This window comes from Nocardioides luteus, from assembly GCF_015752315.1.
Taxonomy (GTDB): domain Bacteria; phylum Actinomycetota; class Actinomycetes; order Propionibacteriales; family Nocardioidaceae; genus Nocardioides.
In genome coordinates, this window is sequence record NZ_JADOVJ010000001.1 from 3,984,259 (window position 1) to 4,002,393 (window position 18,135).

At 70.5% G+C, this 18,135-nt stretch carries 19 protein-coding genes; 8 read left to right on the plus strand and 11 right to left on the minus strand.

Annotation, left to right across the window (positions count from 1 at the left end; all coding sequences use genetic code 11):
* Nucleotide 1 precedes the first annotated feature (1 nt).
* Nucleotides 2–1,582: a lysyl oxidase family protein gene (locus tag HD557_RS19075; RefSeq protein WP_196875034.1), complete on the plus strand. Its 1,581-nt coding sequence runs from the start codon at nucleotides 2–4 to the stop codon at nucleotides 1,580–1,582.
* A gap of 32 nt (nucleotides 1,583–1,614) precedes the next feature.
* Here HD557_RS19075 and HD557_RS19080 read toward each other — a convergent pair whose 3' ends face one another.
* Together HD557_RS19080 and HD557_RS19085 are read right to left on the minus strand one after the other, a co-directional pair.
* Complete coding sequence (locus HD557_RS19080; RefSeq protein WP_008358732.1) at nucleotides 1,615–1,959, minus strand: DUF6912 family protein; 345 nt, start codon at nucleotides 1,957–1,959, stop codon at nucleotides 1,615–1,617.
* A gap of 14 nt (nucleotides 1,960–1,973) precedes the next feature.
* Entirely contained in the window at nucleotides 1,974–3,428 is a 1,455-nt protein-coding gene (locus HD557_RS19085; RefSeq protein ID WP_196875035.1) for a wax ester/triacylglycerol synthase family O-acyltransferase, read from the minus strand.
* A 189-nt stretch (nucleotides 3,429–3,617) separates the two neighbouring features.
* Here HD557_RS19085 and HD557_RS19090 point away from each other — a divergent pair, with 189 nt between their 5' ends.
* The 3 genes from HD557_RS19090 (at nucleotide 3,618) to HD557_RS19100 (ending at nucleotide 5,686) form a co-directional block, all read left to right on the plus strand.
* A complete protein-coding gene (locus tag HD557_RS19090) occupies nucleotides 3,618–3,962 on the plus strand; it encodes a hypothetical protein (RefSeq protein ID WP_196875036.1) in 345 nt (114 codons plus the stop codon).
* Nucleotides 3,959–5,302, plus strand: coding sequence for a hypothetical protein (locus HD557_RS19095; RefSeq protein WP_196875037.1), 1,344 nt, complete (start codon nucleotides 3,959–3,961; stop codon nucleotides 5,300–5,302). Before HD557_RS19090 ends, HD557_RS19095 begins: the two co-directional genes overlap by 4 nt.
* A 123-nt stretch (nucleotides 5,303–5,425) precedes the next feature.
* Nucleotides 5,426–5,686: a helix-turn-helix domain-containing protein gene (locus HD557_RS19100; RefSeq protein ID WP_008358738.1), complete on the plus strand. Its 261-nt coding sequence runs from the start codon at nucleotides 5,426–5,428 to the stop codon at nucleotides 5,684–5,686.
* 101 nt (nucleotides 5,687–5,787) lie between these two features.
* Here the strand turns inward: HD557_RS19100 and HD557_RS19105 are convergent, their stop codons facing one another.
* The 3 genes from HD557_RS19105 to sigE form a co-directional block, all read right to left on the minus strand.
* Nucleotides 5,788–7,119: a S1C family serine protease gene (locus tag HD557_RS19105; RefSeq protein ID WP_196875038.1), complete on the minus strand. Its 1,332-nt coding sequence runs from the start codon at nucleotides 7,117–7,119 to the stop codon at nucleotides 5,788–5,790.
* 142 nt (nucleotides 7,120–7,261) lie between these two features.
* On the minus strand, nucleotides 7,262–7,744 hold the full coding sequence (locus tag HD557_RS19110; protein WP_196875039.1) for a hypothetical protein: 483 nt from the start codon (nucleotides 7,742–7,744) through the stop codon (nucleotides 7,262–7,264).
* A complete protein-coding gene (gene sigE, locus HD557_RS19115) occupies nucleotides 7,741–8,340 on the minus strand; it encodes an RNA polymerase sigma factor SigE (protein WP_050800737.1) in 600 nt (199 codons plus the stop codon). The genes HD557_RS19110 and sigE overlap by 4 nt, the downstream gene beginning before the upstream one ends.
* Before the next feature lie 175 nt (nucleotides 8,341–8,515).
* On the opposite strand from sigE, the gene HD557_RS19120 reads away from it, so the two are divergent.
* The gene (locus HD557_RS19120; protein WP_196875040.1) at nucleotides 8,516–9,151 is read left to right on the plus strand and encodes an O-methyltransferase; all 636 of its coding nucleotides are present in this window, start codon (nucleotides 8,516–8,518) and stop codon (nucleotides 9,149–9,151) included.
* Between the two features lie 94 nt (nucleotides 9,152–9,245).
* Here HD557_RS19120 and HD557_RS19125 read toward each other — a convergent pair whose 3' ends face one another.
* From HD557_RS19125 to dapE, 6 genes are all read right to left on the minus strand, one after another.
* On the minus strand, nucleotides 9,246–10,769 hold the full coding sequence (locus HD557_RS19125; protein ID WP_196875041.1) for a leucyl aminopeptidase family protein: 1,524 nt from the start codon (nucleotides 10,767–10,769) through the stop codon (nucleotides 9,246–9,248).
* On the minus strand, nucleotides 10,770–10,943 hold the full coding sequence (locus HD557_RS19130; protein WP_008358749.1) for a DUF3117 domain-containing protein: 174 nt from the start codon (nucleotides 10,941–10,943) through the stop codon (nucleotides 10,770–10,772).
* 146 nt (nucleotides 10,944–11,089) lie between these two features.
* Complete coding sequence (locus HD557_RS19135; protein ID WP_196875042.1) at nucleotides 11,090–12,937, minus strand: DUF1097 domain-containing protein; 1,848 nt, start codon at nucleotides 12,935–12,937, stop codon at nucleotides 11,090–11,092.
* A gap of 15 nt (nucleotides 12,938–12,952) precedes the next feature.
* On the minus strand, nucleotides 12,953–13,303 hold the full coding sequence (locus HD557_RS19140) for a DivIVA domain-containing protein (protein WP_008358756.1): 351 nt from the start codon (nucleotides 13,301–13,303) through the stop codon (nucleotides 12,953–12,955).
* Nucleotides 13,296–14,015, minus strand: a complete 720-nt coding sequence (locus HD557_RS19145; protein ID WP_008358758.1) for an LOG family protein — start codon at nucleotides 14,013–14,015, stop codon at nucleotides 13,296–13,298. The genes HD557_RS19140 and HD557_RS19145 overlap by 8 nt, the downstream gene beginning before the upstream one ends.
* Nucleotides 14,012–15,097, minus strand: coding sequence for a succinyl-diaminopimelate desuccinylase (gene dapE, locus HD557_RS19150; RefSeq protein ID WP_196875043.1), 1,086 nt, complete (start codon nucleotides 15,095–15,097; stop codon nucleotides 14,012–14,014). Before dapE ends, HD557_RS19145 begins: the two co-directional genes overlap by 4 nt.
* 147 nt (nucleotides 15,098–15,244) lie before the next feature.
* On the opposite strand from dapE, the gene metX reads away from it, so the two are divergent.
* Genes metX through HD557_RS19165 form a run of 3 tightly spaced genes read left to right on the plus strand, consistent with a single transcriptional unit; the run spans nucleotide 15,245 to nucleotide 18,095 of the window.
* Complete coding sequence (gene metX / locus HD557_RS19155; protein WP_307785665.1) at nucleotides 15,245–16,312, plus strand: homoserine O-acetyltransferase MetX; 1,068 nt, start codon at nucleotides 15,245–15,247, stop codon at nucleotides 16,310–16,312.
* Nucleotides 16,309–17,601: an O-acetylhomoserine aminocarboxypropyltransferase/cysteine synthase family protein gene (locus HD557_RS19160; RefSeq protein ID WP_196875045.1), complete on the plus strand. Its 1,293-nt coding sequence runs from the start codon at nucleotides 16,309–16,311 to the stop codon at nucleotides 17,599–17,601. The genes metX and HD557_RS19160 overlap by 4 nt, the downstream gene beginning before the upstream one ends.
* A complete protein-coding gene (locus HD557_RS19165; protein ID WP_196875046.1) occupies nucleotides 17,601–18,095 on the plus strand; it encodes a CoA-binding protein in 495 nt (164 codons plus the stop codon). Before HD557_RS19160 ends, HD557_RS19165 begins: the two co-directional genes overlap by 1 nt.
* Nucleotides 18,096–18,135: the final 40 nt, after the last annotated feature.

Sequence of the window (18,135 nt, forward strand, 5' to 3'; positions counted from 1 at the left end):
GATGGTAAAACCTCGTACGCGCACGCGGCAGCTGGTCTCGGCCGGCATCGGGCTGGTGGCAGCCGCACTCGTCCTCACCACGACGGTGACGGCGAACTCGGGACCCGCGAGCGGTGCTACCGGCAAGGGAACGCTGAAGCTCGTCGCCGCCGCCGACACCGTCCAGGTGGAGGCGTGGGAAGGGACGGCGTACTTCCAGCCGTCGGTCTGGCTGGCCGCCTATGACGCTGCCTTCGAGTTCCGTGCGAGCCACGCTGCCTACGACGAGCCGGTCAAGCTGACAAAGACCGTCATCCGGGGCAAGAAGCGCACCACCACGACCGCGCCGGCCTCGATCGTCGACGGGATGAAGGGCTTCAAGGACGGCCTGCGGGTCACGCTCAAGACCAAGTCCGGCAAGGTCGTCCTCGACGACACCCGGCCGCTGTGCCCCGGTGGCTACGACCGGCAGCGGGTGCAGACCGACGGCGCCACCGGTCCGGTCTACCCCGAGTTCTGCGGCGGCAACTGGTTCACCAAGGGCGTCCTCTACGGGATCGAGCGGGGCATGGCGGTCCCGGCCGTCTCCGACCTCGAGTTCGAGACCAAGGGCGAGACCCGGCTCACCATGACGATGAGCGTCAGCAAGGCGGTCGCCGACTTCCTCGGTCTGCCGAACGCCAGCCGCACCGCCAAGCAGGATCTGGTCATCGTCGACGGATGCGCCGAGGGTGGCTGCGAGACCGAGGGCGAGATGGGCATCATGGCGGCGCACGGCGCCGATGACGACCAGGGCGCCCGCACCGTGGTGCCGCGAGAGACGCTGGAGGGCGGCGAGAACGGCCGCGGCCGGCTCCCGCTGGGCGGCGCTCTCGGCATCATCAAGCCGGGCAAGCCCAAGAAGGACACCCTGCCCGACCTGGTCTCGCTGCCCGCATGGCAGATCTCGACCGAGGTCGACGAAAGCGGCACCGACCGCCTCAACTTCGCCGCCAACGAGTGGAACGCGGGCCCCGCGCCGATGGTCGTGGAGGGCTTCCGCCGCGGCACCTCGGCGGTGATGGACGCCTACCAGATGTTCTACCGCGACGGTAAGCAGGTCGGGGTGAAGCGCACCGGCACGATGGAGTTCCACGAGGCGCCCGAGCACAACCACTGGCACTTCCTCGACTTCGCCAAGTACGAGCTGGTCGACGCCAAGGACAAGGTCGTCTCCACGAGCGGCAAGCAGTCCTGGTGCCTCGCGCCGACCGACCCGGTGGACCTGACCGTGCCCGGCGCGACGCTGCGGCCCAGCCAGACCGGCCTGCAGTCGGCCTGTGGCGAGAAGTCCGCGCTCTGGCTCCGGGAGACCATGCCGACGGGCTGGGGCGACACCTACAACCAGGCCCAGACCCAGGCCTTCGACCTGAGCAAGGTCAAGAACGGCACCTACCGGATCAAGGTCACCGTCAACCCCGACGGCAACCTCTACGAGCGGACGCGGTCGAACAACGTCAGCTACCGCACCATCACCATCGGCGGCAAGGCCGGTGCCCGCACCGTCAAGGTCCCGCCCTACCAGGGCGTCGACACCGAGACGTGGTGGGGCGAGGAGGAGTGACCCCGGCCTGAGACCGCGCCGCCGACGCCGATCTACCCGATGAGCTGAGGGATCTCCTGGGTCGCGAACCAGCCCAGGTCCTCGTCGGGGTCGGCGTCGGCGGGCCGGTCGGCGAGGTCGGCGTGGACGGCGGCGACGAGCTTCAACGGCACCACCTGGTCGCCCAGGGCGGCCGGCGCGTCCACGACGACCACGACCCGGCGCCCGGGACCGGCCAAGAGCGCCGCCGAGTCGTCGGCGGCGCTCATCAGGGCTGCGTACTCGGCCTCTTCGCTGTCGTCGGGGGCGGCGTAGCCGTCGGCGGTGCCGGGCAGCTCGCCCTTGGCGTACCAGTCAGCGAGCAGCGCGAGCGTGGCGGGTACGTAGATGCGGGTCACGGTGGGATTGTGCCTCACTCGCCGGAGTTCTTGACCACGCGCAGGCCCCGAGGCGCGCGGAAGCGGCGGCCGGATGCGGTGTCGAGCAGCTCGTCGAGGGCCTCGCTGATGCACTGTCCGACCAGCGACGCGTCGGGCACCAGGTCACGGTCGGCGGTGATCGCGAAGAAGACCTGGCCGTCGTAGGAGGTCACCCCGATCGCGAGGGCGTGGCCCTCGGTCAGCGGGTGGATCGGATAGGAGGCCACCAGCCGCGAGCCGGCCGCATAGCGAGCCTCCTGCGGACCGGGCACGTTGCACACCGAGAGCAGGTAGTCGTGCTCGCTCTCGGCGGCCACCCGGGAGCCGACCACGTGGAAGGTCGCCGGGGCGAAGCCGCTGATCCCCGCCAGCCGCTGCGCGCTGACCGTGCGGGCGTTCGCCTTGTGCTGCTCGAAGGAGTAGGACACCTGGTGGAGGCGGACCACCGGCGACGGCTCCGCGACCGGCAGCACCACGAAGTGGGGCGCGACCGCCGAGCCCAGCTGCGTCGGGTCGAGCTCCTCGTCGATCACCGAGACCGGCACCAGCGCCGGCACCTGGCGTACGCCGGCCAGCGACTGCTGCCGGGTCATCAGCCACGCGCGCAGACCGCCGGTGACGGCAGCGAGGATCACGTCGTTGACGGTGCCGCCGTGGGTGTCCCGGATGCGGCGGAAGTCGGCCAGATCGGCCTGCAGCGTGACCACCAGCCGCTGCTGGGAGAGCGCGCCGCTGAGCGGTGTCGGCCGCTCCGGAGTCCGGCCGGTGAGCGCCCGGGCGATCCCGTTGCCCGCGGTCTGGAGATCCTTGGCGACGCTGGTGACCCGTCCCAGGGCGACGCCGCCCAGGCTGCGTGCGGTGCCGGTCAGCCCGCTGACCGAGGTGACCGCGTCGAAGACCGCACCTGCGACCAGACGGGCACTCGACTGCGGCTCCGGCGGCTCCCACAGGTCGGGCACGATCGGCCCGACCTCGGGCTTGTCGTCGAGCAGCAGCTGGACCAGGTCGACCGTCTCGGCACCGTCCACCAGCGCCTGGTGGGTCTTGGTGATCAGTGCGACCCGATCGCCGGCCAGCCCCTCGATGACGTAGAGCTCCCACAGCGGCCGGGAGCGGTCCAGGGGCCGGGAGACGATCCGGCCGGCCAGGTCGAGGAGCTGGTCCATCGAGCCCGGGCGGGGCAGCGCGGAGCGGCGTACGTGGTAGGTGAGGTCGAACCGGTCGTCGTCCGCCCAGACCGGGTAGGCGATGCGACCGGGCACCACCCGGACCCGTTGGCGGTAGCGGGGCACGAAGGACAGCCGGTCCTCGACGTGCTCGAGGAACGCGCCGTAGTCGAAGCCCTCGGACCGGGGCTGGATCAGCTCGATGCTCGCCACCTGGTGCGGCACCGAAAGCGTCTCCCCGTCCAGGAACGCCACCTCACGTGGCCGAAGTCGGTCGCTCATGCTGCCACCTCCATAGCCAAAGCGCCATCGTACGGACGTGGCGGCCTGAGGCCTATGGTCGCTCGCTGACGCTCGCTCATACCCTCTCAGCCCCCTCTTTGGTTCATGTGCGATTGTGGCAGAAGCCAGCTTGAACTTAGCCCACGAAACGGGGGAGCAATGCGCCTCACGGCCCGAATCATCGCGGTCGTGGCAGCAATCTGCGGGATCGCGTCGATCGCGACCGCCTGCGGAAACGACGTCGCCACCGAGCCCAGCACCGACAGCGACCCGGTGGTCGTCCAGATCAACTTCTCCGATGACTCGGTCGACCCGCACGGCACCCAGGTCGACGTCCCGCTCGGCCACAGCGTCGAGCTCGACGTGACCGCCGACGCCGCCGGCGAGATCCACGTGCACACCGACCCGGCGCAGTCCGCCGCCTACGGCGTGGGCACCACCCGGATCAGCCTGGGCGCGTTCGACATCCCCGGTCAGTTCGTGGTCGAGTCGCACACGCTCGGCAAGACCATCGTCACCCTCGAGGTCAGGTGATCCTCACCCACGGCGTGGGCGGTCGCCAGGACCTCCCACTGCCGCTCGAGTACGTCATCGCGGGCGCCGTCCTCGCCCTGGTCGTCTCCTTCGCACTGCTGGTGCTGACCACCAGGCGCGCCGCCGAGGGCGAGCTGGTCGCCGCACAGGGTCCGCAGAGTCGCAACCCCCGAGGTTGGCCGTTGCCGCGGCTCGGGCGTGTCGTCGACTCCCCCGCCTGGAGCGCGCTGTGGCGCGTCGTCGGGCTGCTGATCTTCGCCTACTTCGTGCTGGTCGCCTTCGCCGGCTCCGACAACGCCCTGAATCCCATCTTCGGGATGACGTACGTCTGGATCTGGGTCGGCCTCGTCCCGTTCTCGCTCCTCTTCGGACCGGTCTGGAAGGCGATCAGCCCGGCCCGCACGTTCGTGGCCGGACTGACCTGGCTGCGCGGACCGGGCGATCCCCCGCTCCGGCTGCCCGAGCGCCTCGGCTACTGGCCCGCGGCGTTCACGCTCCTCGCCTTCGCCTGGCTCGAGCTGGTCTACCCGGACAACAACTACCTCGGCCCCGTACGTCTCTGGCTGGCCGTCTACCTGGCCGTCATGATCCTCGGCGGCGTGCTCTTCGGTGAGGAATTCCTGGAGCGCTGCGACCCGTTCGAGGTCTACTCGTCACTGACCGCGAAGCTGTCGGTGTGGGGACGTACGCAGGCCGGCAACCTGGTCCTGCGCACCCCGCTCGGCAACCTCGACACCCTGCGTCCGGCCCCCGGCCTGGTCGCGGTCGTCTCCGTGCTGTTCGGCACCATCGTCTACGACTCCTACCGGGAGTCTCCGCCTTGGCTCCAGATCGTGCAGAGCCCGGAGATCTCGGGCGGCACCGCCTACCTGATCAGCAACCTCGCCCTGATCTCGTTCCCGCTGGTCGTGGCCGGGTTCTACTGCCTCGGGACGATGCTGACCGGCGTCGGTGACGTGCCGCGCCGGGCGCTGCCCGCCGAGCTGGCGCCCTCGATCGTGCCGATCATCGTCGGCTACGTCGTGGCCCACTACCTCAGCTACTTCTGGGAGAGCGGGCTGGCGACGCTGCGCAACGCGTCGGATCCGCTCGGAAACGGAGGCGACTGGTTCGGAACGGCCGACCTCCCGGTCTCCTACTTCTTCGCCTTCCACGCCACGCTGCTGGCCGTGATCAAGGTGGCCGCGGTGATCATCGGTCACGTGCTCGGCGTCTGGTCGGCCCACATCCGGGCGCTCCAGGTGCTTCCCAAGCAGCATCTGGTGACCGGGCAGGTGCCGCTTCTGGTGACGATGGTCGGCTTCACTGTTGGCGGGTTGTATCTCTTGTTCGCTGCCTAGCGCGACTCTGCTTCACGGTTCACCCACCACGCATCCACAAAGCAGCGCAACACTACCTAAAGCGGGCTAACAGGTTTGCGCGATGGTTTACGGCCGCTTGCCAAGTCTGGGAGACTGATCCTTATGTCTGGTACCCCCCGCTTCCTGACTCTTGCCGACGTGGCCGAGGTGCTCAACACCTCGAGCGCACAGGTCTATGCCCTTGTCCGCCGTGGTGAGCTCCCCGCCATCAAGATCGGCGGCCGCGGCCAGTGGCGCGTCGAGGCCAGCGTCCTCGAGAAGTTCATCGATGACATGTACTCGCAGACCAAGGCCTTCGTGGCCGACCACCCGTTCGTCGAGGCCGAGGGCGCTGCGCCCGCCGCCACGCCGGACGCGTCCTGAGTCACAGCCCTCAACCCCCACAACCAAACCTTCCCCACAACAACGCGAAGAGCTGCCGGGCATCGCGCCCAGCAGCTCTTCGCGTCTTCTGCCTCGCGGTGTCAGGCGAGGTTCTCGGTCTGTGCCTCCAGCTTGATCTTGAGCTCGTGGCGGGCGCCGTTGCGCATCACGGTGAACTCGATCGTCTCCCCCGGCTGGTGGGCGCGGATGGCGACGATCATGCCGATCCCGTCGGTGACGGTGACGTCGCCGACCTTGGTGACCCGGTCGCCGTCCTTGAGCCCGCCGGCGGCCGCGGGCGAACCCGCCTCCACCACCGAGATCAACGCACCGTTGTGGTCGACGGCCTGGACGTCGACGGAGGCGCCGACGATCGGGTAGGTGGCCTTGCCGGTCTTGAGGATCTGCGCGGCGGTCACCTTGACCTGGTCGATCGGGATCGCGAAGCCGACGCCGATGCTGCCGCCCTCACCGCCCTCGCCGCCACCAGCGGTCGCGATCGCCGAGTTGACCCCGATGACCTGGCCGACGAGGTTGACGAGCGGACCGCCGGAGTTGCCGGGGTTGATCGCGGCGTCGGTCTGGACGGCGTTGATGTAAGAGGTGTCGTCCTCGGTCTGTCCGGTGCTCACCGGGCGCTGGAGCGCGCTCACGATGCCCGAGGTCACCGTCGAGCTGAGACCGAGCGGCGAGCCGATGGCCACGACCCCCTCACCGATCCTCAGCCTCGAGGTGCTGCCCAGCGACGCGGGCTCGAGCTCCTTGACCTCCGGCACGTCGAGCACCGCGAGGTCGTAGACCGCGCTGCGCCCGACCACGTCGGCCTTGTAGCGACGGCCCTTGTGGTCGACCACCTCGATGCTGCCCTTGGCCTTGGCCGCGTCGGCGACGACGTGGTTGTTGGTCACCACGTGGCCGTTGCGGTCGAAGACGAACCCGGAGCCGGTCGCGGCGTCCTCGACGCCCTGGTATTCGGCGAAGATCTGCACCGTCGAGGGCAGCAGCGTCGCGGCCACCTTCACGATGCTGGCGTCGTCACCCGCCAGGGGCGCGTCGGTCTCGATCGAGCCGGGGTCGAGCCCGCCGCCGGCCAGGCTGGACATGTCGTCCTGGTCCTCGAGCACGCCACCTGCGTATCCGCCCAGCACCCCGAGCAGGAAAGCCACGGCAGCCGCGAGCGCCCAGATCGGGCCCGGAACGCGCCGGCGCTGCGTGGAGTCGGTCCTGACCGCTGACACGGGCGGCGGGACCGGCGGGGCGTCGAACCCGGGCAGCGAGGGACCGGGCGGCGGCGGCGAGGGCGGCATCGGGCCGGTGACGGCGCCCGGGCCCGGCGCGACAGCGGGCCTCGGTACGTCCGGAAGCGGCACCTCAGCCGTGTCGCGCTCGTCGTCGACGACGTTGTCGGGGGACGACTGTCCGGCCGGGGGCACGTTCGGCACGTTGCTCGGCGGTGCCCAACGAGAGATCGGCCGCGACTGGTCGTCTTGTGGTTCCTGCGTCACAGGACCCATTCTTCCCACTCGTCCCAACAATGGGCAGCCGGGGTCTCGTGACGTGTCGCCGTGTCGCCGGTCAGCGGCGTACGTGCGCGACGACCGGGGCGCCCGGGACCTGGGTGACCGAGGTGACCGGAAGATTCCTCGGGACCGGCGCGTCGGCGGGCGCGGCGGCGAAGGTGAACATGCTGAACACCGCGGCGCCGACAGCACCGCCACCGGCGGCGACCATCACCAACGTACGCCGCATGGAACGGGGGTCGGAGTAGCTCTCGCCGAGGCGATGTCCTGAGCTTGTCGAAGGGTCATCGGTGGGCCACATCGAGGCGGCCATCACGCCACCACGGAGAGACCCTTTCAGGTCGGCCGGGGCCGAGACGCCGGGATCGACGCTCAGCCCGGCCAGGCGCCGCTTGAGCCAGCCCTCACGCTCGACGAGGCGGCGGCAGGCGCAGCACTCGTGCACGTGGGCCCAGGCCCGCTCCTCCTCCGCTTCGGGGAGCTGGCCGTCGAGAAGCGCGCTGGTGCGCGCGCCGAGGTGGTTGCCCAAAAAACTCATGAAGCCCCGCCCCACAACACCTTGGGCCCGGAGTGACGCAGCCGTCCGCCGCGCGGGGCGCGGTGGGCGAGAGCGTCACGGAGCATCGCCCGGCCGCGGTGGATCCGCGAACGGACGGTGCCGAGCTTGGCACCGAGGATCTCCGAGATCTCCTCGTAGGAGAGCCCCTCCACGTCACAGAGCACGACCGCGGCCCGGAAGTCGGGCGGCAGCGTGGCCAGGGCGCGCTCGATGTCGTCGTCGAAGCGCTGGTCGGTGTAGGCCAGGTCGGGCGTCGGGCCGTTGCTCGTCAGGCGCGAGGCGCGCTCGTCGGAGAGGGCATCGAAGCGGATCCGCTGCTTGCGGCGGGCCTGGTCCAGGAAGAGGTTGGTGGTGATCCGGTGCAGCCAGCCCTCGAAGGTGCCGGGGCTGTAGGTGTCGAGAGAGCGGAAGACGCGTACGAAGACCTCTTGGGTGAGATCCTCCGCGTCGGGGCGGTTGCCGGTAAGACGGTAGGCGAGCCGGTAGACCCTGTCGGAGTGCTTCTCCACGATCTCGTCCCACGACGGCACACCCGGCTCTGACGTCGGGGTCTCGGTCGTGGGTTCCGCGGTCATGGTGCTCCTGCCTGTCTCGCTGATCGCTGACATCTCCTACGGTAGATCGCCTGGACCTGGAAGGGCTGAGAGTTGCCTGTGAGGCTCCTATTTTTCCTCTTCCTGTCACCGTCCAACGCACAAGTTGGATCAGGCGTTCCCGCACCGTGGAGGGAAACACGTTAGGTTTTGCGGTGTGACCAGCCCTGTCTCGACCGCAAGTTGGACCTACGCCGACGAGTACGTCGCGGAGGACGACCTCCTCGCAGCCGCCCGCTCCCGGGCCGAGGAGGTCGGAGTCGCGCCGATCGGGCCGGGCGGTGGCGCCACGCTCCGCTTCCTCGCCTCCGTCCTGGACGCCAAGAACGTCGTCGAGGTCGGCACCGGCACGGGCGTCTCCGGGCTGTGGCTGCTGCGCGGAATGCGTCCCGACGGGGTCCTGACCACCGTCGACATCGAGACCGAGCACCAGCGGCTGGCGCGGCAGAGCTTCACCGAGGCCGGCTTCGGCCAGCGGCAGGCGCGGTGCATCGCCGGCGCCGCCCTCGACGTGCTCCCCCGGCTCACCGACAACCACTACGACATCGTCTTCGTCGACGGCGACAAGACGGAGTACGCGGCCTACCTCAAGGAGGCCCTGCGCCTCCTCCGTCCCGGCGGCGTGGTCGCCTTCGACAACGCGCTGTGGCACGACCGCGTGGCCGACCCGTCCGTACGCGACGAGGAGACCGCCACCATCCGCGAGCTCAACCAGCAGGTCGCCGACAACGACGACCTGATCCCGCTGCTGCTCCCCGTCGGCGACGGCCTGCTGCTCGCCCGCAAGATCTAGCCGAGCGAGGCGTCAGCCCCGTCGGCCGAGGCGGCACCTGCGTGCCGGCTCGGCCGACGTAGGTGACCTCTCGGCCGACCGGGGTGACCTCTCGTCAGGAACCGACGCCGGCCAGCGGGTCCGCTTCGGCCAGCCACGTCAGCAGCACCCGGGCACCGAAGCCGGTGGGGCCGGGGGTGAGCTCGTGGACGTCGGCGTAGGCGTCACCGCAGGCCACGTCGAGGTGGGCCCACGGGATTCCGCCGGTGAAGTGGTGCAGGAAGAGCGCGGCGGTGATGGCGCCGGGGCCGCCGGGGGCGTTGTCGGCGTCGGCGACCTTCGAGGACAGCTTGTCCTCGTAGTCCGCGACCAGCGGCATCCGCCACAGCGTCTCGCCGGACAGGTCCGAGGCCTCGCTCAGCCGGTTCGCCAGCGCGTCGTCGTCGGCGAAGTAGCCGGCCATCGTCTGCCCGAGCGCCACCCGCATCGCACCGGTCAGGGTGGCGATGTCGACCAGCGCGGCAGGTTTGATCTTGTCCACGGCGTACGCCATCGCGTCGGCCAGCACGAGCCGGCCCTCGGCGTCGGTGTTGGTGACCTCGGAGGTGCGGCCGCCGTAGTGGGTGACCACGTCGCCGGGACGCAGCGCCGAGCCGGAGATGGCGTTCTCCGCGGAGGCGATGAGACCGACGACCTTGACCGGGCAGCCGATCTCGGCGAGCGCCGACATCACCGAGAGCACCACCGCGCCGCCGGTCATGTCGCGCTTCATGTTGATCATGCCGTCACCGGGCTTGATGTTGAGCCCGCCGGTGTCGAAGGTGATGCCCTTGCCGACCAGCACCACGGTCGGCGTCCTCCGGCCGGCCTTGCGGGGCGTGTAGTCGAGCCGGATCAGCCTCGGCGGGGTCGCCGATCCCTGACCGACCGCGACGATGCCCCCGAAGCCCTCCGCGGCGAGCTGGTCCTCGCCCCAGACGGTGACCTTCAGACCGGTCTCCGCACCCAGGGCCGTGGCCTGCTCGGCGAGCCAGGCCGGGTTCTTGAGGTTGCTCGGGACCGTGGCGAAGAATCGCGCGCGCCAGCCGGCGCGCGCGATCGCCTGAGCCCGGTCCAACGCTGCCGCCTGGTCATCGCCTAGGTCGGCCAGGGTGATCGTCTCCACCGGCGTCCACGGCGCTCCCTCGGAGCGCCAGTGGAAGAGGAAGGACCCCAGCGTCGCGCCGGCCACGAACGGCTCCAGCCCGACCTCGGGATCGACTGCCGGAATGGTCGTGACCACCTCCGACCGGTCCCGTACGGCGCGAGCCAGTGCGGCCCCCGCTCGCCGGAAGTCGTCGCGACGTTGCGCGCCGACACCGATCAGTAGGATCCGTCGCAGCGCACCGGAGCCGGCGACGGCGTACGTCGTCACCTCACCGGCACTGCCGGTGGCACCCTCGAACTCGAGGTGACCCAGCAGGTCGTGATCGTCGCCCAGGTCGGCGGCCCCGGGACCGATGACCAGCGCATCCTCGCCGGGGATGACCGGGAGCGCGATGATCTCGGCATCGAGGCTCTCCGGACCGAGAGGGCTGAGCGTGAAGGTGGGCGGCGTGACCTGCGACGGCAGAGCCTGTGACGGCAGCGTTGTGGTCATCTACGCGTTCAGCCCGAGACCTTTGATCTCTTCGCCGAGCGCAGCGGCCTCTTCGGCGTTCAGTTCGACGACCAACCGGCCACCACCCTCGAGCGGGACGCGCATCACGATGCCCCGACCTTCCTTGGTGACCTCCAGCGGACCGTCTCCCGTCCGCGGCTTCATCGCCGCCATGCGGCACCTTCTTCCGTGTCTCGCGTGTCGGCGCTCACCTGCCGGATGGCCTCGGAGCGCGCATTGCGCGTCCATTATCCCTCATCAGGTCAGCAGACCTGACGGCAAGGTGGGAGTTTCGGCGGGTTGACCTGCAATCGAACCTGTCAGATGACCGAGGTCCCGTAGGCCCACGTCAACCAGATCGCCAGGATCACCAGCGTGAGGTGCACCACGATCGCCGCCCCGGAGCCCTCGAGGAACGCTCCGCCACGCTCCCGGTGATCGCCGCCGGCCGACCGGTCGTAGGCGTCGTCATAGCGATCGTCGTAGCGGTCGTCGTAGCCGCGGTCGTACGCCTCGTCGTAGTCGTAGCCCTGGGCGTACGGCTGGTCGTAGCCCTGCTCGTAGGCCTGGTCGTAGCCCTGCTCGTATCCCGCGTAGGCGGGGTCGTCGTAGTCCTGGTCCTGCTGCCGACGCGACCGCCTCTGGGGCGCGCGCGGCGCCTCGGACTCGGCCCGGCCACGGGGACCGTAGGACTCGAAGGAGTAGGGGTCGTACGCCTCGGGCTCCTGCGCCACCCGGCGACCCGACGGCCGGCTCGGCGGCGGTGCGGGTGCGGGCTCGGGCTGCGGCTCGGGCTGCGGTGCCGGGCGTGGCGCGGGCCGCGGGGCGCGCGGCGGGGCCGGCTGCGGCTGGCCCGGCTGCGGCTGACCCGGGTAGCCCGAGTAGCTGCTGTCACGACGGTATCGGCGGTCGGCGAACTCGTCGTGGCTGTCGTTGCGGCGGTCGTCGTAGCGGTTGTCGTAGCCACGGGAGCGGCGCTGCGGCGGCTCCTGCCGGCGACCCCACGGATCCTGGCCGCCCTGGCCACGGCCCGGCTGGGGCTGGCCAGGCTGGGGCTGGCCCGGCTGGGGCTGCTCGGGTGGCGGCGGCTGCGGAGCCTGGTGCTGAGGCGCCGGGCGTTGCGGTGTCGGGCGCTGCGGTGTCGGGCGCTGCGGCGTCGGGCGCTGGGGCGCGGGCCGCTCGCGCACCGGCTGCTCCGGTGCCGGCCGCTCCTGCACCGGACGCTCCTGCACCGGACGCTCCTGCGCGGGCCGCTCCTGGGCGGGGCGTGCGGGCGCCGGCCACTCCTGGCGGGACCGCTCCTGCCGGGATCGCACGGGGGCGTCCGGCGCGGGCGGCTGGGGCGCGGGAGGGCGCTGCGCAGACCGCTGCGGGGCAGACCGCTGCGGGGCGGACCGCTGCGGCGCGGGCGGGGGCTGCGGTGCCGAAGGCTGCTGGGGCGCGGGCTGCGGCGGCGCCTGACGCCCTGCCACGCGACGACCGATCTGCCCGTCCCGCGCCGGCGCGGGAGCAGGAGCGGGTGCGGGAGCCGGCGGCGGTGCGGGCGAGGGGTCACGTTCGACCGGAGCCATCACCGCGGTCTCGTCGAGCCCGGCGGCCGCCCGTCGAGGCTCCGGCCGAGGCTCAGGCCGAGGCTCGGGCCTGCGCTCGGCCGGTCGTCCGGGCTGGGCGACCGGCTGCGGAACGGGCGGGACCGCGGACCGGGCCACCGACTGCTGGGCCGATCGCCGCGGGTCGGCGTAGCCGGCCCGGTCGTCGTACTCGCTGTAGCCGTCGTAGCCGGCATCGTCATAGCCGGACTCGTCGTAGCCGTAACCGTCCTCGGCGGCGTACTCCTCGTCGTAGTCGTCATAGCCGTAGTCGTCGTCGACGGCACCGGCGCGCTGCTCCTTGAGCCGCCGGGCGAGCAGGTAGAGACCCGCGATCGCGGCCAGCCAGATCCCGAAGAGCCCGATCACGCCCGGGAGGTTGCCGCCGAGGAAGAACGACGACGGCGAGGCGAGGAAGAGGACCCAGATCAGCAGGCCGGCGACGCCGGCGTACAGGTGGATCCGGGGCGGCAGTCCCGCCCGCTGCGGCTGCAGGAGATGGGGCTTGAGGTAGGTGAGCGCGACGATCACCGCGACCAGGGCGGTCACGGCGTAGACGAGTACGGCAGCGAAGCTCACGGCAGCGATTCTGTCCTAGACGTCGGGCGAGCCCGAATCGGGCTCGGGCGTGTGTGATGTGAGTCCCCCGACTCCGACCCCGTCACCGGCATCCCCGGCCGCGGTCGACTCACGCCATTCTGCCTCCTCGGCAAGGCGGGCGATCAGAGCGTCCACCTCGTCCATCCGGTAGCCGCGGAGCGCGACCGAGAAACGTACGCGACGCAGGTCTGCTGCCTCCAGGACGCGGTCGCGGGGCACCAGAGCGTCGGGCCGGTCGCCGTACTCCTCCCCCATCGGCGCACCTGATCCGGCGGCTACGAGGGCGACTCCTCCGAGAACCAGCACGATGAGTGCCGCGAAGATCCAGCCCATCGCTTCAGTCACGCGCCTTCAGCATCAGCTCGACCGCCTCGTCCACGTCGTCGGTGAGGGTGATCATGTCGAGGTCGGTCTGCTTGATCCGGCCGTCGGAGAGCATCGTCTCGCGCATCCAGTCGAGGAGCCCCTCCCAGTGCTTCACGCCCATCAGCACGATCGGGAACTGGGTGATCTTCTTGGTCTGGGAGAGCGTCATCGCCTCGAAGAGCTCGTCCATGGTGCCGAGGCCGCCGGGCATGACGACGTAGCCCTGGGAGTACTTGACGAACATCATCTTCCGCACGAAGAAGTAGCGGAAGTTGAGCCCGAAGCTGACGTAGTCGTTGAGCCTGGCCTCGAAGGGCAGCTCGATGCCGAGGCCGATCGACTCGCCACCGGCCTCCAGGGCGCCCTTGTTGGCCGCCTCCATCGTGCCCGGGCCACCGCCGGTGATCACCACGAAGCCGGCCTCGGCCAGTCCGCGGCCGACCGCCTCGGCCTGGGCGTAGGTCGGGTGGTCGTGAGGCGTGCGCGCGGACCCGAACACGCTGATCGCGGGACCGATCTCGGAGAGGTCGTTGAACCCCTCGACGAACTCGGCCTGGATCTTCATGACCCGCCAGGGGTCGGTGTGGACCCAGTCGCCGTGGCCGGAGCTGTCCAGCAGTCGTTGGTCGGTGGTGCTGCCGGCCGGACGCCCCTTGGTGGGGCGCGGGCCGGAGCCGCTGCGTCGCGTCATGCGGTCAACCAATCACGAAGGGCCAGCTCGCACGTGGTGATCTCGGAGATCCGCACGTGCTCGTCGGCTTTGTGGGCGAACATCGGGTCCCCTGGACCATAGTTGACCGCCGGTATGCCGAGAACCGTGAACCGCGCCACATCGGTCCAGCCGAACTTGGGCCCGACCTCGCCGCCGACCGCCTCGACGAAGGCCTTGGCCGCCGGCCGGTCCAGGCCCGGCAGCGCCCCGGGCGCGGAGTCGGTCAGGGTGACCTCGTAGCCCTCGAAGAAGCTCTGCACGAAGGCGAGCGCCTCCTCCTCGGAGCGGTCCGGCGCGAAGCGGTAGTTGACCGTGACCACGCACTCGTCGGGGATCACGTTGCCAGCCACTCCCCCGGAGACGAAGACCGCGTTGAGCCCCTCGTGGTACTCGAGCCCGTCGATGACCGGCTTGCGCGGGACGTACGCCTCCAGGCGGCGCAGCACCTCGCCGGCCTTGTGGATCGCGTTGACACCGCGCCACGAGCGGGCACTGTGGGAGCGCTCGCCGGTGGTGCGCACCTCGACCCGCAGGGTGCCCTGGCAGCCCGCCTCGACGCCGGCGTTGGAGGGCTCCATCAGGATCGCGAAGTCCCCGGCGAGCAGGTCGGGCTCGCTGGCCGCGAGCTTGCCGAGTCCGTTGTGGACGGCCTCGATCTCCTCGGCGTCGTAGAAGACGTACGTCACGTCGCGGTTGGGCGCGTCCAGCGTGGCGGCGAGCTTGAGGATGACCGCGTCACCGGACTTCATGTCGCAGGCTCCGAGGCCGTGCAGGATGCCGGTGGCCTCGTCGAGGCGGCTCGGGAAGTTGCCGTTGACCGGCACCGTGTCGAGGTGGCCCGCGATGACCACGCGCTCGGGGAGACCGAGATCGGTGCGCGCCACGATCGAGTTGCCCCGCCGCTCGACGACGAGGTGGTCGTACGCGGCCAGTGCCCGCTCCACGGCATCGGCCAGCTCCAGCTCGTTGAGGCTCACCGAGTTGATGTCCATCAGCTGCCGGGTCAGCGTCACCACGTCGGTCGTCAGGTCGAGCTCGGGAGTGTCAGCACTGGTTGTCACGGGGGTAAGTCAACCAGCCCTCCCTGAGGGATCGGCCGGGGACCTGGCTGCCTGGATGCCGGACATCCACCGCCGAGCCCGATACACGCGCTAAATTCTGTAGTTACTAACTCGACTTAATGCAGAGAGGGGTGTCGATTGACCGCCGTGCGTCGTGCCCGCCTCTTCGACGAGGCCGAACCGCTGCACCTGTCCGGCGGCCGCACGCTGGCTCCCGTCGAGGTCGCCTACGCGACCTACGGCGACCTCGCGCCCGCCCGGGACAACGTCGTGTTCGTCGCCCACGCGCTCACCGGCGACGCCGAGGCGGCGCAGTGGTGGTCGACGATGGTCGGGCCGGGGAAGCCGGTCGACACGGACCGGTTCTTCGTCGTCTGCGCCAACCTCCTCGGCGGCTGCCGAGGCACCACCGGGCCGTCCTCGACCGATCCCGCCACCGGCCGCGCCTGGGGGCTCGACTTCCCGCTGATCTCGGTCGCCGACCTGGTGACCGTCCACCGCCGGCTGCTGGCCCACCTCGGCGTCGAGCGGCTCCACGCCGCCGTCGGCGGGTCGCTCGGCGGCATGCAGATCCTGCAGTGGGCCGCCGACGCCCCCGGCCAGATCGAACGGGCGGTCCTGGTGGCCACCTCCGCCCGGCTGAGCACGCAGAACATCGCGCTCTCGAACATCGCCCGGCAGGCGATCCTCCGCGACCCCGACTTCCACGGCGGGCGCTACCCGGACCACGGCGTCGTCCCCGTCGACGGGCTCTCGGTGGCACGGATGCTCGGCCACGTCACGTACGTCTCCGAGCCCGGGCTGGAGGCGAAGTTCGGCCGCTCGCGGCGCGACGGTTCGACGCCGGGGTTCGGGATCGACTTCGAGATCGAGAGCTATCTCGACCACCAGGCGAGCACGTTCGTCGACCGCTTCGACGCACTCTCCTACCTCTATCTCTCCCGCCTCCTCGACTACTTCGACCCCTTCGCCGACGACGGTTTCGCGAAGGCGATCCGGAACACCCGGTTCCAGGTGATCTCCTTCGACTCCGACTGGCGCTTCGGGACCTCCCACTCGGTCCTGATCGAGAAGGAGCTGCGGCGCGCGGGGGTCGACGTCGAGCGCCACGAGATCGCCTCGACCTGGGGCCACGACTCGTTCCTGCTCGACCCACCGGGCTACCTCGACCTCGTCGAGGGCTTCCTCAACGATCGAACTGGAGATGGTTCATGAGCGACCACGCGTACGGCTTCAACACCCGTGCGATCCACGCGGGCAACATCCCCGACGCCGCCCAGGGCGCCCGGGCGCTGCCGATCTACCAGTCGGCCTCGTTCGTCTTCGACGACACCGCCGACGCCGCGGCACGCTTCGCGCTGCAGAAGTACGGCAACATCTACACCCGCGTCGGCAACCCGACCGTCGCCGCGTTCGAGGAGCGCCTCGCCTCCCTGGAAGGGGGCATCGGGGCGGTCGCCACCGCGTCGGGCCTGTCGGCGGAGTTCGTCACCTTCGCCTCCCTGGCGGGTGCCGGCGACCACATCGTCGCCTCTGCCCAGCTCTACGGCGGCTCGGTCACCCAGCTCGACGTCACCCTGCGCCGCTTCGGCGTCGCGACCACCTTCGTGTCCTCGACCGACCCCGAGGCGTACGCAGCAGCCATCCGCCCCGAGACGAAGCTGGTCTTCGCCGAGACCGTCGCCAACCCGTCCGGCGACATCGCCGACCTGGCCGGACTGGCCGATGTCGCGCATGCCCACGGCGTGCCGCTGGTCGTCGACTCGACGATCCCGACGCCGTACCTGTCCCGGCCGATCGAGTGGGGCGCCGACATCGTGGTGCACTCGGCGACCAAGTTCCTCGGCGGGCACGGGACCACGCTGGGCGGCGTGGTGGTCGAGTCCGGCCGCTTCGAGTACTCGCCCGAGCGGTTCCCGCTCTTCCACGAGCCGGTCGAGCACTACGGCGGCCTGTCATGGTGGGGCAACTTCGGCGAGTACGCCTTCCTCACCCGGCTCCGCGCCGAGCACCTGCGCAACGTCGGCGCCACGCTGTCGCCCCAGTCGGCGTGGCAGCTCGCCCTCGGCGTCGAGACCTTGGCCCTGCGGGTCCAGCGCCACGTGGAGAACGCCCGGATCGTCGCCGAGTGGCTCGATGCCGACCCGCGGATCGAGCACGTCCGCTGGGCCGGGCTGCCCTCCCACCCGCACCACTCGAGGGCGCAGAAGTATCTGCCCCAGGGTCCGGGCAGCGTCTTCTCCTTCGACATCGCCGGCGGCCGGGCGGCCGGGGAGCGGTTCATCGAGTCGGTCGAGCTCGCCAGCCACCTGGCCAACATCGGCGACGCCAAGACCCTGGTGATCCACCCCGCCTCGACCACCCACCGCCAGCTCAGCGAGTCGCGGCTCGCCGAGGCCGGCGTCTCCCCCGGCCTGGTGCGGATCAGCGTCGGCATCGAGGACGCCGACGACATCATCTTCGACCTCGACCAGGCGCTCACCGCCGCCACGAAGGAACTCTGATGACCATCGCGCAGATTCCCCATGAGCCGACCGCACGCGAGCGGCAGGGGCTGCTCCGGGCAGCGGCGTCGATCGCGATCGTCGGCTTCTCCGCCAACACGGCCCGGTCGAGCTACTACGTGGCGACCTATCTCACCCAGGACACCGACTACCGGCTCTACTTCATCAACCCGAACGCCGCGGGCCGCGAGGTGCTCGGCCGGCCCGTCTACGCCAGCCTGGCCGACCTCCCGGAGACCCCCGATATCGTCGACGTCTTCCGCCGGGCGAGCGACCTGCCCGCGGTCGTCGACGAGGTGATCGCACTGGGCTCGCCGGTGGTCTGGTTCCAGCTCGGGCTGACCAACGACGAGGCCGCGACGACCGCTCGAGCCGCCGGGCTGACCGTCGTCCAGAACCGCTGCCTCAAGATCGAGCACGCCCGCTTCCACGGCGGCCTGCACCTGGCCGGGTTCGACACCGGGTTGATCACCTCACGCCGGATCGCGCGCTGAGACTCCCCCAATAGTCGAGTTAGTTAGTCTATTATCTCGA

Excerpts from the sequence above, each read along its gene's own strand:
- HD557_RS19130 (WP_008358749.1), bottom strand. The coding sequence starts at position 10,943 with ATGGCGGCGATGAAGCCGCGGACGGGAGACGGTCCGCTGGAGGTCACC.
- HD557_RS19110 (WP_196875039.1), bottom strand. The coding sequence starts at position 7,744 with ATGAGTTTTTTGGGCAACCACCTCGGCGCGCGCACCAGCGCGCTTCTC.
- HD557_RS19145 (WP_008358758.1), bottom strand. The coding sequence starts at position 14,015 with ATGACGCGACGCAGCGGCTCCGGCCCGCGCCCCACCAAGGGGCGTCCG.
- sigE (WP_050800737.1), bottom strand. The coding sequence starts at position 8,340 with ATGACCGCGGAACCCACGACCGAGACCCCGACGTCAGAGCCGGGTGTG.
- HD557_RS19085 (WP_196875035.1), bottom strand. The coding sequence starts at position 3,428 with ATGAGCGACCGACTTCGGCCACGTGAGGTGGCGTTCCTGGACGGGGAG.
- HD557_RS19075 (WP_196875034.1), top strand. The coding sequence starts at position 2 with ATGGTAAAACCTCGTACGCGCACGCGGCAGCTGGTCTCGGCCGGCATC.
- HD557_RS19100 (WP_008358738.1), top strand. The coding sequence starts at position 5,426 with ATGTCTGGTACCCCCCGCTTCCTGACTCTTGCCGACGTGGCCGAGGTG.
- HD557_RS19125 (WP_196875041.1), bottom strand. The coding sequence starts at position 10,769 with ATGACCACAACGCTGCCGTCACAGGCTCTGCCGTCGCAGGTCACGCCG.
- HD557_RS19160 (WP_196875045.1), top strand. The coding sequence starts at position 16,309 with ATGAGCGACCACGCGTACGGCTTCAACACCCGTGCGATCCACGCGGGC.
- HD557_RS19165 (WP_196875046.1), top strand. The coding sequence starts at position 17,601 with ATGACCATCGCGCAGATTCCCCATGAGCCGACCGCACGCGAGCGGCAG.